Below are 14,848 nucleotides of genomic sequence, written 5' to 3' on the forward strand. Positions count from 1 at the left end.
CGTACTCGCCTCGATAAAGCCAACGTCCACATCGATCTAATTCAAGTCAGGACGCTTATACGTCGTAGTCAAGTCATATGTCGTCGTAGAAAAGCACATGTACATCCGCAACTCTCAACGATGGGCCCCGCGCGGTCGCCGCCGATGGCTCATCGCCGCCGCGGCGCTCATCATCGCCGCCCTCGTACGCACCTTGCTGCACCCGTTGCTCGGCCCCATCATGCCGGGCACGGCGTTTTTGATCGCCGCCGTGCTTGTCGAGTACTACTGCGGACTCGCCCCCGCCGCGTGCGTGATGCTGATCGGGCTGGGACTTGCCGACTTTCTCTTCGTTCCCCCATACGGCCGTATCGAAGAGATCGATCGCGCCGACATCACACTGCTCGTGTCATACCCGCTCATCACAATTGTGTTGATCGCGCTGATCGAGCGGTTGAAGCGTACGCAATATCGTTCACAGCTGCTTGCCGGAGTCGCTCAGTCACGCTATGAAATGCTCCTTCGGCACGAGAACGAGCGGCTAATCAACCGCCGCGCGACTGAGGAGATGGGGCGCATGATGAAACACATTTCCGAACACAATCGTTCGCTCATTCTGATCAAGACACTCGACACAGTGTCTGGGACCTCATCGCGCAAGGCCGATACAAGGAGCGCCAGCATCACTTACGGCGTGAAGCATCGGGAGGCTCACGACGAGGACCTTGCTCGCGTCAGCGACGCGCTGCTGCCGGGCTCGCACAACATCCGCTTCCAGTCCGCCGAGCGCAATTGGCAGCCCGTCGAATGCGTCTGCGAACGCTTCGCTACGCCCACCGGCGATTTTCTGATCCTTCGCGCGGCGTGACCACCATGCACCGACAAGACCTGAAGAACCGCAACGAGGACCATGCCGTCCTTTTGCTGCACGGCCTGTCCAGCTCGCCGCTGGAACTGCGTTATCTCACGCGCTGCCTGAGCGCCGATGGCTTCGCGACGCACGCGCCGGAGTTGCCCGGCTACTCGGCAGGCCACGGCCATGCGCCGATGGAGCAGTGGGTAAGTGCCGCTGTCGACGCCTTTGACGTGCTCGCAAAGCGGCACCGGCACGTCTCCGTGTGCGGACTGTCGATGGGCGCTGCACTCTCCGCCGCCGTCGCGCGCGAGCGCCCATCGACCCGCGCCTTGCTCCTGCTGTCGATCACACTCGATTACGACGGATGGGCGATCCCGTGGTATCGCTTCCTGCTCGCCTGGGCGCACAAGACGCCGATGCGCCACCGCTACCGGTATCGCGAACAGGAGCCGTTCGGTCTGCGCAACAGCGCGCTGCGCGCAAAAATCGCGCGGGCGATGCGAAAAGGCGAGCTCAGTGAAGTCGGCCCCGCGACAATATCGCTGCCCGCACTGCATGAGGCGACGCGCCTCGCCGCGTCCGTCCGAAGAGACCTGAAATACATCGCGAACGACTGCCTCATCATTCACGCCGTCGACGACGAGACGTCCAGCCCGCATAACGCGCGTTATGTGCAGGAAAACATAGGCGCATCGTTGCAACGGACGATATGGCTCGACGACTCGTATCACATGATCACGTCCGATAACGAGCGCGAAGTCGTCGCTCGAGAATGTGCGCTCTTTTTGCGGGACAGTGCTTGCGGGGCCGATGGAGACGCGGGTTCGAAGCAAGTGGTATCGCGAGCGCTCGCCCGGCGGCTACGGCAGCCCGCTTCGACCAGCAGAGCGGCACGATGAGCAGGATGACTCGAAGCACAAGACGAAGTGTCGTATTGGCAGGCGTTGTTTACATGGCGCTTTGCAGTGCGAGCAACGCCGCGTATGCAAACGAGGACATGGGCAAAACCGACGCATGGAAGATATCGGCGGGACCGGGCGTCTACGTGTTTCCCGCTTTCCCCGGGTCCTCGCGGCTCAAGGTCTTTCCGCTGCCGGTCCAGGACGTATCGTGGCACGACCGCGTCTTCTCGCAGGGACCCGACGTGTTCGGCGTCAACGTCCTGAGAGCCGAGAACTACCACGCCGGTGCCTCGATCAGCTTCGACTTTCAATCGCGAACGTCGTCCGACGACGCGAGACTGAAAGGGCTCTCCGATATCCATTACGGGCCGAAGCTCCGGCTTTTCGCCGACTATACCTGGTGGGCTTTCACTGGTGCGACTGCCGTCTATCAGGACATTGCGGGCACCGGCCAAGGCCTGACTGCAATGGCCGATCTTTTCATATCCGCGCCGCTCGGCAGACTGATGCTTTCTGTGGGCCCGGGCGTCACCTGGGCGAGCGGCCAGTATGCCCGGACATTTTTCGCCATTACGCCGTCGCAGAGTGCGGCGTCCGGACTGCCGCAATACGCCGCTGGCTCGGGGCTGCGAGACGTGCATCTGAACATGGCCGCAACCTATGTCATCTCGTCGAATTGGTCGGCTAGTGCCGCGGTGATTGCTGGCCGCCTGGAAGGGTCCGCCGCAGGGAGCCCGGTAACAGAACGTCGGCTGGATCTGAACGGAACCATGTCGGTCGCTTATAAGTTCTAACGGAGTCCGCTCTGGCCGGTTAGCGCCCGACGGCGGACTGCGATGATCGCGTCGGGTGCCCACCTCGTGCAAGAGCTGTAACCCGACACTGAACAGCCAATCACCAGCGCACATCGAACGTGTTCAGCCGGACAGTAAGCGCTGCTTAGCTTAACCCTTGTCAGATCATTTTCCGGCTCCTCGCGAGAGGAAGAAAAAAACCTCAGAGAGGAAATTACATGCTGATTGCGCGAGACAGTCGACTGAATCGACTAGGCGGTCTGGTTGCAGCGCACCTCGCTGTGGCTGCAATGGTCGCGCACGCAACTGTCGCTTTTTCTGCCGATTACGCCCCGCCTGTCACCGTGCTCTCCGACGACAACGTCTACACCGTGAATCACGACGGCTCGTCGACATACGATCAAACACGGTCCATTCGCATTGAAACGGAAGGTGGCGTCCGGGCATACGGTCAGATTTCGTATCGATACAGCAACGAATTGCAAAAGTTCGAGGTGATCGAGGCTTACACGACCACGCGCGACGGCATGCGGATCGACGTTCCGCCCAGTGCGATCTTCACCCGTCAAAGTCCATTGAGCGCCTACGCGCCGACTTTTGACGACAACCTCGTCAAGACGATCGTCTTTCCCGGCGTCGAGCCAGGCGCGACCGTTACGATGCGCACAGGCGAGACGCAGGTCACGCCGCTATTTCCAGGCCAGTTTTCGGTCAATGACACGTTTTCGAACAACAAGGCCATCAAGAGTGCGAGCGTCACGATCAATGCGCCGGCGTCGATGAAGCTCTATGCGGATGTCGTCGATATGCCGGGCGGGCTCGTCGCGGCGAACGCCGATGGACAGCAAACGTGGCACTGGTCCATGAAGGATGCGCCTGCGCTACCCGGCGAGCCCAACGCGCCGAGCATCGACGATCGCAGTCCACGGCTATCGGTCACTACGTTTGCGAGCTACGAAGCGCTCGCTCAGGCATACCGCGCGCGTGCCCGGACGCAGGCGGCCGTCACGCCCGACATTCAGGCCCTGGCCGATGAAGTCACGAAAGGAATCGTGGACCGGCGCGATCAGGCCGACGCACTGTATCAATGGGTCGGTCGCAATGTTCGCTACGTCGCCGTGTTCCTGGGTTTCGGCGGGGTCGTTCCGCATACCGCCCAGGACGTTCTGCGCGCTCGCTATGGCGACTGCAAGGACCACACGACGCTGCTTCAGGCTTTGCTGGCCGCGAAGGGCATATCGAGCGGAACGGTGCTCGTGAATGCGGACAGTCGCTACTGGCTGCCGTCAGTCGCGAGTCCGCTAGCCGTGTTCAATCATGCCATCACCTACGTTCCCGAGTTCGACGTCTACCTTGACTCGACCGCGGGCGTAGCCCGATTCGGCACGCTTCCGTTCAACGAGGAAGGGAAGCGGGCCTTGCTGATTGGCGTCGGCGACGAGCAGCCCCGCCTCGTCACGCTTCCCGTTGCCGATCCGGACGCCGACAAGGTGATAACGACAACGCGGATCAAACTCGACAGGCTCGGCAACATCCGGGGTAGTAGCGAGGTGGAAACACGCGGCGAGTACGACTGGATTGCGCGTTCCATCTTCGCGCGGCTGCCCTCCGGTTCCGAACCGGTGTTCGCAGAGGCGTATCTGACAGCCAGCGGATCGGACGGCACCGGTCGCTACATGCACGGCAACATCAACGACCTGCGTCATGCGTTCTCTTTTTCCAGCGTGTTCGACCTGCCCGACTACACGCCGCTGCCGGGTCCCGGCGCCATGCGCGTCCCGAGAGGTTTGGGCGGCCTCAACACGATTTCAAGCGCCTTCGACGGGCTAGGGTCCGGCAAACGCAGAACGCCGTTCCTGTTCAACGCCGGACACATAACGGAAGTCACGAAAATAGAGTTGCCCGTCACGATGAAGGTGTTGAGCCTTCCGAAACCTGCCACCATCACTTCGCCGTTCGGCACGTACACATCGTCTTATGCTCTCGAAGACAAGACGATCACCGTCACGCGGACGCTCGATCTAACGTCGAAGGCGCCGTATTTGCAGCCGGATCAGTGCCCCGCCCTCCGCAAAATGGCCACGTCGATAAAGCATGATCTCGCAGCGCAGATCGTCTATCAATGATGGGCCTGCGCGCGCGGCAAGCACCGCGCCGCCCGACACTGTTCGGTTCCTTGCCCTACGTCCTCGGCCCCCTTCGACGCGGCCGGACACAGCCGACTTCAAACGAAGCGAGACGCCTTGCTCCACCACCAACGCCGACGCGGAGTTTGAAATTCGCGCGGAAAACTCGCATTTTCTTCCGAATGACCGCTGCATCAGTATTCGCCGAAGGACTCAGCGCAGTTACTGAATACTGCCTCTGTTAAAGACCTTGATTGGACGTGTGGATGGCGGAGCCAAGCAGGCCCACTGTATGCCACGCCGTATGGCCCCGATTGAGCAAACCCACGCGTGCAGCGTTCGACGCGCCAAAGCAACATCGACACTCGGCGCAAGTCGAATCTAGTACGACAAGAGCGCGAAAGAGCCCGGCAATTCCGGCGCGCCGCCCGCCCGCGAGCCCGGCAAATGCGGGACGGCGTCGAGGCGGTGGAGGCGCGCGAAGCGGCGAAAGGAGACATGCCTTTCGACAACGAGGCCGCCTTTCCTGCACGTTTTTTTGCGTGCTGCTAGATTACCTGTCGGTCCAACGCCTATCGAGAGAGAGTCCGATGGTCGACAAGTCGAGCAAACCTGCATCCCATCTTGCGTCGCTGGCGACGATTGCAGCGGTGCTGATCGTGCTGGTTGGCGCTTTTGCGTACACCGCCGGTTGGCTGTCGCCGGGACGGCTCACACCCGCGAAGATGGTGAACGCGCTTGCGCCGGCGAGCGGCCCCGCCCCGGGCTTTCGACGCAATCATGCAAAGGGTATCTGTTTTACCGGCAGTTTCGATTCCACTGGCGCCGCTGCCGATCTCTCCAGAGCGCAACTGTTTGCGGCGGATTCTTATCCGGTTACGGGACGCTTCAATCTCGGCACGCCCGATCCGAAAGCGAGCGACGCCATGGCGCGTGTCCGCGGCCTCAGCCTGCGCGTGCAAACGCCCGACGGCAGCGAATGGCGTGCCGCCATGATCGACGCGCCCTTCTTTCCCGTCTCGACGCCTCAAGCCTTCTACGATCTGCAGCGCGCGCTCGCCGACAAGCGCGATCCTGACGCGATGAAACGATTCGCGGCCGCGCACCCGGAAATCGGCGCGTTCGGCAAGTGGGCGGGCAGCGCGCCGTTCACGGCATCGTATGCGGAAGACCGTTACAACGGACTGAACAGCTTCGTCTTCACGAATGCATCGGGCAAGGATCAGGTCGTGCGATGGTCCTTCGTCCCGCTCGCGCAGCCCGAGAACCTGACCGGCGATCAGTTGAAGGCGCTCGGCGACAACTTCCTCGCAGCGGACATCGCGAAGAGAGTACAAGCCGCTCCGCAACGCTGGACGATGCTCGTCACCGTGGCGAATCCGGGCGACCCGACTGCGGACCCGAGCAAGGCGTGGCCCGAAGACCGCCGCACCGTGAACGCGGGCACGCTGGTGGTGAAACAAATCGAAGCCGAACCGGACGGTCCATGTCGCGACCTCAACTTCGATCCGACCGTGCTGCCCGCAGGCATGCACGTCTCCGACGATCCATTCCCGGCGGCGCGCTCGGCGGCGTATTCGGTGTCGTTCAATCGCAGGACGGCCGAGGACAAGCACTATCCGCACACCGGCGAAGGAGCGCAGCAATGAGTACGACGATCCGAACCGCCGCGCGTGCGATTCACGCGCGCTTTTCCCCGCTGCAACGCGCGCTGCACTGGATCATGGCCGTCTGCATCCTGGCGATGCTGTTCATCGGGGTGGGCATGGTGTCGACTGTGAAGCCAGACTATCTGACGCTCGTTTCGATCCATAAGCCGCTCGGCATCGTCATCCTGATACTCGGGCTGATTCGTCTCGCCGTGCGGATCGTGCGTGGCGCGCCGCCCCTGCCCGCCGACATGCCCGAGCCGATGAAGCTCGCCGCGCATCTGTCTCACTACGCGTTCTATGCGTTGATGATCGCGTTGCCGCTCATCGGGTACGGCATGTTGTCCGCGGCGGATTTTCCGGTGGTCGTGTTTGGCGTGCATCTGCCGTCGTTGCTGCCGCACAGTAACAGCCTGCATTCGCTGTTGTGGAACGCGCATCGGTTTCTCGCGCTATGCTTTTTTGCGCTGATCGTCGTTCATTTAGCGGCTGCGCTGTTTCACGCGCTGATACGCCGCGATGGCGTGTTTCAGGCCATGGCTTCGTGGCGTAAGTAAGCGGTGATTCATCGCTTCAGAGGCCGAGCGAATCGTCGCAACGGAATGCAAGGTCTGTTGGCATTGCGGCACGAAACGTAGCGGTTCTGTTCGGCCGGCAAAGAACCGCTGATGATCAGCGTGGAATAGCGGACAGTCGTGCCACTGTCCACCGCTCGATCTCGATAGCACGCCATTCAATCTGCTTGCGACCGTACGCGAGGCGTCGGCCGGACAGCGTCGTGAGCGACATCGTGCAATGCTCCCCAAAGACCATCCCTTCTACCGAGCCTGAAATAAGAAAAGGTCGCGATGATGCAGGATTCCGACACGTTCCGACAGAAACCAGAAAGAAACGCCGGCCCCCTGCCCATAGACTTGCTCCCGTCGCTCGAAAGGTTGTGGTCAAAAATAGCGATCGACGAATCGATCAGAGTGTCGGCCTGACCGGTGTGGGAGCCCGCGACGAACAAGCTGAAAAGTCCGGACGGACTTTTCGCCGTCCGTGGGAGAGAGCATGTTTACGCCGAGTTCCATTCCCTATCAGCAACAACCTGGCTTCCAGCGCACGTACCGCGAAGGCCGCCTGAGCCTGGGTCTTTTCTTCCCCCTCGAAGCCTTTACCGGCGATACGCCGAGTATGCGCAACCAGGTGAGCCTCGCCCAGCGCGCCGAAGAGCTGGGCTTTTCTGCCCTCTGGTTTCGCGACGTGCCGTTACGTGACCCCAGCTTCGGTGATTCGGGCCAGGTCTTCGATTCCTGGGTCTACCTGGGTTTTATGGCGGCACACACTCGCTCGATTGCGCTGGGTACCGCGGCGGTCATCCTGCCAATCCGCAATCCGCTACACACCGCCAAGGCCGCAACCAGTGTCGATCAGCTCAGTGGCGGCCGCCTGTTACTCGGCGTGGCTTCCGGTGACCGTCCAGTAGAGTTTCCAGCATTCGGCGTTGACCCGGAGCAACGTGGCAACCTGTTCCGCGAATACCTCAGGGTCTTTCGCGACGTTCAGCGCAGCAGTTTCGTGCCTTTGACCTGGCCCGGCGGCAGACTTGAGGGAGCAGATCTGATCCCGAAGCCGACCACGGCGGAGATTCCTTTCTTCATCACGGGCCATAGCCGCCAGACGCTGGAGTGGATCGCCCGGAGCAGTCATGGCTGGATCAGCTATCCGCGTGCACCGAAGGTTCAGCAAATGATTGTCGAGGGCTGGCGCACGACGGTCCGTGCCGAATGCGGTGAAGTGTTCAAACCCTTCACCCAGTCGCTATACATCGACCTGACAGGTAACCCGCAGACACCGCCACGGCCGATCCACCTGGGCTTCCAACTGGGGCGATCTGCCTTGATTGCGCTGCTGCACACCTTGCAGGAGGTCGGCGTGAACCATGTCATCATCAATCTGAAATATGGCCAACGCCCCGCAGATGAGGTGATCGAGGAGCTTGGTCAGTTCGTTCTCCCTGACTTCATCATGCCGACATGAGCCGGCATGGTGCTGAAAAGCGACGACCGGCGCTTGCTTGCTATCGGGTCGCCGCGCCGTGCGCGAGATCGGCACCCGGGCCGCCGCCACGCCCGGCGCATCTGCACCGTCGACAGCCATCGTCGGCACCGACGAGGACAAGCCGCCATTGCGCATCCGGGTCAGCGGTCGACAACAGTCAGATTTGCTTCATCCGCTTCGATGCCGTCCCTAATCATCTGCTGCAAGAAGAAAGACGGCTTTCGCCCCGCGGCCTCCCCTGACTCCGCAATCGCTGTCCGATGGCGGGTTCGATGCGCACCGCAACGACCTTCAGCTTATTCTCCCGCTCGTCTCGACCGTCGGCGCAATTGGAGCGCCAACCGGCGAACGACACCGCGTCCGCACACCGCTCAGGCGTTAGCGCATCAAGGCGTCGGCGGCGTTCCGAGATCCCCCGCATTCGATCGCTCCGCATCGAACACAATGCGCCCGCTATCCGGGTCGTACCGGCAAAGCACGCGCGCGCCCTCCGTGATATCGCCCTTGAGCAACTCCTTCGCCAACTCATTTTCGATCAACTGGCGAATCTGCCGCCGCAACTCGCGCGCGCCGAATTCCGGGCGATACCCCACCTCGGCCAGATGGCTGATCACGGATTCATCGAATTCGAGCGCAATGTCCTGACTGTGCGCCATGCGCTTTACCTGTTCGAGCTGCAGTCGCACGATTTGCCCGATCTCGTCCCGCCCAAGAGCTTTGAACAGGATGATGTCGTCGATGCGGTTGAGAAACTCCGGCCTGAAATGCTGGCGCAGCACGCTCATTACGCCGCTTTGCACCGATGCGTCGGCGTCGGCATCCGTGCTCGTAAAGCCGAGCGTCGCGCGCCGTTGTCCGGCGATCAAATCCGACCCGAGATTGCTCGTCGCGATGATCAGCGTATTGCTGAAATCGACGACACGGCCCTTGCCATCGGTGAGGCGGCCATCGTCGAACACTTGCAACAGCACGTTATAGACATCGGGGTGCGCCTTCTCGATCTCGTCGAGCAGAATCACGCTATAGGGACGACGGCGTACGCGCTCGGTCAACTGTCCGCCTTCCTCGTAGCCGACGTAACCCGGCGGCGAACCGATCAGGCGCGCGACCGCATGACGCTCCATGTATTCGCTCATATCGACGCGCAACATCGCATCTTCATCGCCGAACACGACGCCCGCGAGCGCCTTCGCAAGCTCGGTCTTGCCAACGCCCGTCGGCCCGAGAAACAGGAACACGGCAATCGGCCGATTGCGCCCTTGCAGCCCGGTGCGCGCCCGACGCACGGCATCGCTGACGGCGCTCACCGCCTCTTCCTGGCCGATTACGCGTTCATGCAAACGCGCTTCCATGTTGAGCAGGCGCTCGCGCTCCTGTTCGGTCAGTTGCGTGACGGGGATGCCCGTCAATGTCGCGACGATCTCCGCAATGTGCGCCACCGTCACGTTCGACGTATTCGTGCCGATGCGCTTTTTCCAGTCGTCAGTGCCTTCGGCGAGCTGCTTTTCCTTGTCGGCGATTTCCGCATCGAGCGCATGCGCGCGATCGAACTGCTTGCGCGATGCGGCGTAGTCCTGCTCGCGTCGCAATTGCGCGAGTTCCGATTCGAGTTCGAGAATCGCAGCGGGCCGCGACGTCGCCGAAAGATTGACGCGAGCCGCTGCCTGATCGACGAGATCGATCGCCTTGTCAGGCAGAAAGCGCCCGGTGATATAGCGGTCCGACAACTCCGCCGCGCCGACGATCGCATCGTCCTGAATCGTCACCTTGTGATGCGCTTCGAGCCTGTCGCGCAGGCCGCGCAGAATGTTGATCGTCTGTGCGACGCTCGGCTCCGAAACGAGCACGGGCTGAAAGCGACGCTCGAGCGCAGCGTCCTTCTCGATGTGCTTCTGGTACTCCGAGAGTGTCGTCGCACCGATCAAGTTGAGTTCGCCGCGCGCCATCGCCGGCTTGAAGACGTTCGCGATATCGAGGCCGCCTTCGCCGCCACCCTGGCCGGCGCCGACGATCGTGTGCACTTCATCGACGAAGAGCAGCAGCGTCTCGCGGTTCGCGGTGATTTCGTCGACGATCTGCTTCACGCGCTCCTCGAATTCACCGCGATACTTCGCGCCCGCGACGAGCGAATTCACGTTCAGTTCGATGAGGCGCTTGTCGCGCAGCGATTCGGGCACGTCGCCGCCGATCATGCGCTGCGCGAGTCCTTCGACCACCGCCGTCTTGCCGACGCCGGGCTCGCCGATCAGGACCGGGTTGTTCTTGCGCCGGCGCGCGAGCACTTCAACCATCGTTTCAATTTCGGTCGCGCGGCCGATCACCGGATCGAGATTGCCCTCGCGCGCGAGCGCGGTCAGATCGCGGGCGAACTTGTCGAGATGCGGCGTGCGCGAAGGCGGTCCATCGCCGGGCGGCGGCCCGCCCGCGCCGACCGTCTGCGCGGTCTCGCGGCGCAGCGCCTCCACATCGACGCTCATCTTGCGCAGCAGCAGCCCCGCGAAGCTGTCGGGCACTTCGGCGAGACCGATCAGCAAATGCTCGGGCGCGACATAGCTATGCCGAAGTTGCCGCGACGCGATAAACGCGCGATCGAGCGCGCTTTTCAGACGCGGCGAGACGCGGATCGTGCCATTGGGGGGCGGCGTTGCGCCCTCGCGGCGCTGCGCGGTTGTATCGATTACCCGGCGCAACTCGGCCGCATCGATGCCCATGCCCTTGAGCATGGTTTCGATGACGGCGTTGTCGGCCAGTTCGTAAAGCAGATGCTCCGTGTCGACTTCCGGGCGGCCGAATTGCGCGGCGCGCTCGGCCGCGCGCATCAACATCTCCTTCGCGCCGTCGCTCAGATAGCGTTCCAGGCCGACGCCTTCCGCGCCCGTCGCGCGTTCTGCCGGCGCATCCGGCACGGTCGCGGCCGGTTGTTCCGGCATGCCGCCCATGAACAACGCCTCGAACGGCGAGAGCGCACGCTGGTGCCGCGTCAGTTGCGCATAGTGGAAGTCGCATACATCGAGGACGTGCCGGCGGCCATCGCGCAGCACCGCAAGCCGCACGGTCGCCGGACGCGCGCCGCATACATCGCACATGTGGGGCATTGTCGGGTCCTGTTTCGTGGAATTGAAAGAGGGTGCAACTGCCCTGCCCGGGCAGAGCACGGGCACGAGGCGCATGAGGATATGGGCGTACAGCGTCACGCGACGACGTACCCGATTCAAGCAATGCATGTTCCGCGCTTCTGAATGGCCGATGCATTGGGCCCGAGCGTTGCAAGGATGAAAACGCCGGCGCGCATGCTACAGATTCGTTACGAACGCTATGCTTGAGCGCGCCGCCGCGGAAAGCGGCAGCACTGCGGCGATCGGTACAATGGCTCAATGAACTCGACTTCGGCAGCATCACATGCGAGGAGCTTGACATCCTTCTTCCGGAGCGGCGACGTCATGCGCAGTCGAAGCGTCAGCGACATTGTTCTAACCGCCACGCTCGATGTGCCTGTGCCGGGCGCGCCCGTCCTCGCAGACTGGCAAAGGGAAACATCGACGCGGCTCGCTCTCGAACCCGGGGATGTCGAGGTCATGCCATTGGCGCGAACGCAAGTGCGCTGGCCGGAGTACAAGCGCTGCGTGCAGGCCATGTCCGACTGGCTCTGCGCCCTTGGACTGCCCGACGTCCTCGCCGATAGCGACATGGCGCTCATGGCCTGTCGCGGCGCGAGATATCACCATGATGCCGAGCAATATGGCGCTGCGGCCTTCTGCAATCTCTTTCTTGGCGAAGACAAGGGAATGGACTTGCATTTCCCCAATACGGGTCGACGCATTCCCCTTAAGCACGGAACAGCCGTGATCTTCGATACCTGTCAGCCGCATGGCGTTATTCATCGCAGCAGCGACCGTTTTATCGCTGAAGCTGTCTCGCCGGACCAGAGTTTCACTCAGATATTCCTGACCTGGGAGCTGCCGATCGAAAACGCCGGTGTGGCTGACGCGTTGAAAGTGGTATTCGATATCGCCGGCTCGGCGTCGCTGCAAGTCGAGGATGAGCAAGTCTGGTTCAACGGCGCCCCGGGCATTGTGTGTCCGGAATCAGGTCGCTGGCTCACGTCGCTATCCGTGCCTTCCGCCTGAGATTGCAGACGAACCGTCGCTAGACTTAAATCGCCTTCGATGAGCGATAGCGTTTCGGCACCTTCCTGGCGTTTAACATCTTCCGCGGCCTGCACATTGGCAGCAAAAGGCGGCTGTCCCTTACGAGGGTGGCGTCTCTCCGGGTGATATGCCTTATGCGCCGGATGCCGGATACCTCTACGCGTCGGACGAGACGCGCGGTACCGAAACGTTCACGCCGCAAAATTACGAATCAAGTGACTCACGCCGCTTGAGGCTCGAACGGAAACTGCTCGACATCGCCGCCTTGCGCGACCACCACTGTGCTCTCCGGAATCTCTTGCCACCAACCCGGCAAATCGGCGAGCGGCTCGGACACGACCAGAAAAGCGTCCTCTCCGGCCATCGCGATGCGAGGATCGTCGGGATACAACTCATGCAAATGACGGAACGACGTGTTGTGAAACAGCGAGCGTGACCGCCTTTCGCTCGAATATCGTACCGCGACGATTTGCTCGCCGTCGGTCGCGCAAACCGTCATGTTCAGCGGTTCAGCAACGCCATGATGGCGGGCGGTTTCCTCGACGAACGCCACCATTCGTTTGAGCGCACTAACAGGCGCCAACGCGAGACCGAACGTGAGCGCGAGCAGGAACAGTACTTCTGAATCGGTCGAACCCTCGATCGACGGGAACAGTTCCGGAGCGATCGCGACCATCAGATCGCGACGCACCACCGGATAGTTGCGCACCAGGCCGTTGTGTACGAACAGCCACCGGCCGTAGCGAAATGGATGACAGTTCGTTTCCTGCGACGGCGTGCCGGTCGCCGAGCGCACGTGCGCGACGAACATCGGCGCATGGATAGCGCGTGCGGCTTCGCGCAAGTTCCGGTCGCTCCACGCCGGTTGAATGCAACGATAGCGAAAGGGAATGTCGGTAGGTTGTCCGTACCACCCAATCCCGAACCCATCACCGTTGGTGGTCGTCTGGCCGAGTGTCGAATGCAGGCTCTGGTCGATTAGCGAGTGCTTCGCGTTGTAAAGCACCGTCTCGAGCTGAAGCGGTTTGCCGGAATAAGCGAGCCAGCGGCACATGATCGTCTCCTGTCAAAGGGGCTTGCGTTGCGGCGGGTTGCCGCCACGATAAAGACCGGCGATTCATACAAGCAACGCGAATCAGATGATGACGTTGTCTCGCATGATGCGCGGAGAAAGCAGTCGCCGTGCAGGACACCGATACAGCGCGCCGCAGGAGATGGTGCGCCGATTGCTCCCCGGATAGCAACCACTTCATCACCGGGGACATGCATGAAACAGTACAAGGCTCTCGTGGCGGGCGGCGTCGGCGTGATCGGGCGTCAACTCGTGAATCATCTCGCGTCGCGGCCGGAATGGGATGTCATCGGCCTGTCACGACGCACGCCGGACGATGCACAGCCGGGCGAGCACATCGCGGTCGATCTGCTCGATCCCGACGACGTGCGCGCGAAGCTCGCCGGTCTGGACGGCATAACGCACATCTTTCACGCCGCATATCAGGAGAAGCCGACGCCGCAAGCGCTCATCGACGCAAACCTCGGCATGCTGCGCAACCTGGTGAGCGTGGTGGCGGAGCATTCGCCGGCGCTCGGGCGTGTAGTGCTTTATGAGGGCGCGAAGTACTACGGCGCACATCTCGGGCGTTTCAAAACGCCAGCGCGAGAAGACGATGCCCGCCACATGCCGCCGAACTTTTATTACGACATGGAAGACTGGCTCGCGCACGAAGCGGCGGGCAAACACTGGGATGCCGTCGTGCTTCGGCCGGACGTGGTGTGCGGCTTCGCGCTCGGCAATCCGATGAACCTGTCGATGGTCATCGCCGTGTATGCAGCGATCAGCAAGGAGCTCGGCCTGCCGCTGCGTTTTCCCGGAACCGCGACCTGCTATGGCAAGCTCGCGCAAGTCACCGACGCGGCGCAGTTGGCGCGAGGTTCCGTCTGGGCCGCGACCGAAGCGCCGGGCGGCGAGAGCTACAACCTGACGAACGGCGACGTGTTCCGTTGGGACCAGCTCTGGCCCGCCATCGCCGATCACTTCGACATGCCGCTCGCCGAACCACAGACCATCAACCTGCGCGAGTACATGGCGGACAAGGGGCCGCTGTGGGAGCGTATCGTGAAGCAGCACGGACTCGTCGATATTCCGTACGAGCACGTCGCGGCGTGGGGCTTTGGTGACTTCATTTTTCGCTGCGACTGGGATGTGGTGTCCAGCACGACGAAGATCCGGCAGGCCGGGTTTCACGATGTCGTCGATAGCACGGACATGTTCCTGCGTCTCTTCGACGAATTCCGCGAGCGAAAGGCGATTCCATAAACTTTATGCGTGGCGCGAAGCCCGAGCCGTTACC

11 protein-coding genes are annotated in these 14,848 nt (G+C 61.9%); 9 read left to right on the top strand and 2 right to left on the bottom strand.

Annotated features, from left to right (window positions below):
- The first annotated feature begins 97 nt into the window (after nucleotides 1-97).
- From BG57_RS19390 to BG57_RS19420, 7 genes are all read left to right on the top strand, one after another.
- A complete protein-coding gene (locus BG57_RS19390) occupies nucleotides 98-847 on the top strand; it encodes a DUF4118 domain-containing protein (RefSeq protein WP_035967271.1) in 750 nt (249 codons plus the stop codon).
- Between the two features lie 5 nt (nucleotides 848-852).
- Nucleotides 853-1,734 carry an alpha/beta hydrolase gene (locus BG57_RS19395; protein ID WP_035967272.1) on the top strand — a complete coding sequence of 294 codons (882 nt, stop codon included), beginning with the start codon at nucleotides 853-855 and terminating at the stop codon, nucleotides 1,732-1,734.
- Nucleotides 1,735-1,832: 98 nt separating this feature from the next.
- Nucleotides 1,833-2,531, top strand: a complete 699-nt coding sequence (locus BG57_RS19400) for a MipA/OmpV family protein (RefSeq protein ID WP_229753988.1) — start codon at nucleotides 1,833-1,835, stop codon at nucleotides 2,529-2,531.
- Between the two features lie 218 nt (nucleotides 2,532-2,749).
- Nucleotides 2,750-4,657, top strand: coding sequence for a DUF3857 domain-containing protein (locus BG57_RS19405; protein ID WP_075583170.1), 1,908 nt, complete (start codon nucleotides 2,750-2,752; stop codon nucleotides 4,655-4,657).
- Between the two features lie 590 nt (nucleotides 4,658-5,247).
- Entirely contained in the window at nucleotides 5,248-6,306 is a 1,059-nt protein-coding gene (locus BG57_RS19410) for a catalase family peroxidase (RefSeq protein ID WP_035967273.1), read from the top strand.
- Complete coding sequence (locus BG57_RS19415) at nucleotides 6,303-6,863, top strand: cytochrome b (protein WP_035967274.1); 561 nt, start codon at nucleotides 6,303-6,305, stop codon at nucleotides 6,861-6,863. Before BG57_RS19410 ends, BG57_RS19415 begins: the two co-directional genes overlap by 4 nt.
- 496 nt (nucleotides 6,864-7,359) lie before the next feature.
- A complete protein-coding gene (locus BG57_RS19420) occupies nucleotides 7,360-8,328 on the top strand; it encodes an LLM class oxidoreductase (RefSeq protein WP_035967275.1) in 969 nt (322 codons plus the stop codon).
- Nucleotides 8,329-8,735: 407 nt separating this feature from the next.
- On the opposite strand, the gene BG57_RS19425 is transcribed toward BG57_RS19420, so the two are convergent.
- Nucleotides 8,736-11,444, bottom strand: a complete 2,709-nt coding sequence (locus BG57_RS19425) for an ATP-dependent Clp protease ATP-binding subunit (RefSeq protein WP_035967277.1) — start codon at nucleotides 11,442-11,444, stop codon at nucleotides 8,736-8,738.
- A gap of 345 nt (nucleotides 11,445-11,789) precedes the next feature.
- On the opposite strand from BG57_RS19425, the gene BG57_RS19430 reads away from it, so the two are divergent.
- Complete coding sequence (locus tag BG57_RS19430) at nucleotides 11,790-12,476, top strand: hypothetical protein (RefSeq protein WP_035967364.1); 687 nt, start codon at nucleotides 11,790-11,792, stop codon at nucleotides 12,474-12,476.
- Nucleotides 12,477-12,717: 241 nt separating this feature from the next.
- Here BG57_RS19430 and BG57_RS19435 read toward each other — a convergent pair whose 3' ends face one another.
- Nucleotides 12,718-13,551: a class II glutamine amidotransferase gene (locus tag BG57_RS19435; protein ID WP_035967279.1), complete on the bottom strand. Its 834-nt coding sequence runs from the start codon at nucleotides 13,549-13,551 to the stop codon at nucleotides 12,718-12,720.
- 213 nt (nucleotides 13,552-13,764) lie between these two features.
- Between BG57_RS19435 and BG57_RS19440 the strand changes: the two genes are divergently transcribed.
- Nucleotides 13,765-14,814 (top strand): SDR family oxidoreductase, encoded by a 1,050-nt coding sequence (locus BG57_RS19440; protein WP_035967281.1) that lies wholly within the window; start codon nucleotides 13,765-13,767, stop codon nucleotides 14,812-14,814.
- Nucleotides 14,815-14,848 lie beyond the last annotated feature (34 nt).

This window comes from Caballeronia grimmiae, assembly GCF_000698555.1.
Taxonomy (GTDB): Bacteria; Pseudomonadota; Gammaproteobacteria; order Burkholderiales; family Burkholderiaceae; genus Caballeronia; species Caballeronia grimmiae.

Excerpts from the sequence above, each read along its gene's own strand:
- BG57_RS19390 (WP_035967271.1), top strand. The coding sequence starts at position 98 with ATGTACATCCGCAACTCTCAACGATGGGCCCCGCGCGGTCGCCGCCGA.
- BG57_RS19395 (WP_035967272.1), top strand. The coding sequence starts at position 853 with ATGCACCGACAAGACCTGAAGAACCGCAACGAGGACCATGCCGTCCTT.
- BG57_RS19400 (WP_229753988.1), top strand. The coding sequence starts at position 1,833 with ATGGGCAAAACCGACGCATGGAAGATATCGGCGGGACCGGGCGTCTAC.
- BG57_RS19405 (WP_075583170.1), top strand. The coding sequence starts at position 2,750 with ATGCTGATTGCGCGAGACAGTCGACTGAATCGACTAGGCGGTCTGGTT.
- BG57_RS19410 (WP_035967273.1), top strand. The coding sequence starts at position 5,248 with ATGGTCGACAAGTCGAGCAAACCTGCATCCCATCTTGCGTCGCTGGCG.
- BG57_RS19415 (WP_035967274.1), top strand. The coding sequence starts at position 6,303 with ATGAGTACGACGATCCGAACCGCCGCGCGTGCGATTCACGCGCGCTTT.
- BG57_RS19420 (WP_035967275.1), top strand. The coding sequence starts at position 7,360 with ATGTTTACGCCGAGTTCCATTCCCTATCAGCAACAACCTGGCTTCCAG.
- BG57_RS19425 (WP_035967277.1), bottom strand. The coding sequence starts at position 11,444 with ATGCCCCACATGTGCGATGTATGCGGCGCGCGTCCGGCGACCGTGCGG.
- BG57_RS19430 (WP_035967364.1), top strand. The coding sequence starts at position 11,790 with ATGCGCAGTCGAAGCGTCAGCGACATTGTTCTAACCGCCACGCTCGAT.
- BG57_RS19435 (WP_035967279.1), bottom strand. The coding sequence starts at position 13,551 with ATGTGCCGCTGGCTCGCTTATTCCGGCAAACCGCTTCAGCTCGAGACG.
- BG57_RS19440 (WP_035967281.1), top strand. The coding sequence starts at position 13,765 with ATGAAACAGTACAAGGCTCTCGTGGCGGGCGGCGTCGGCGTGATCGGG.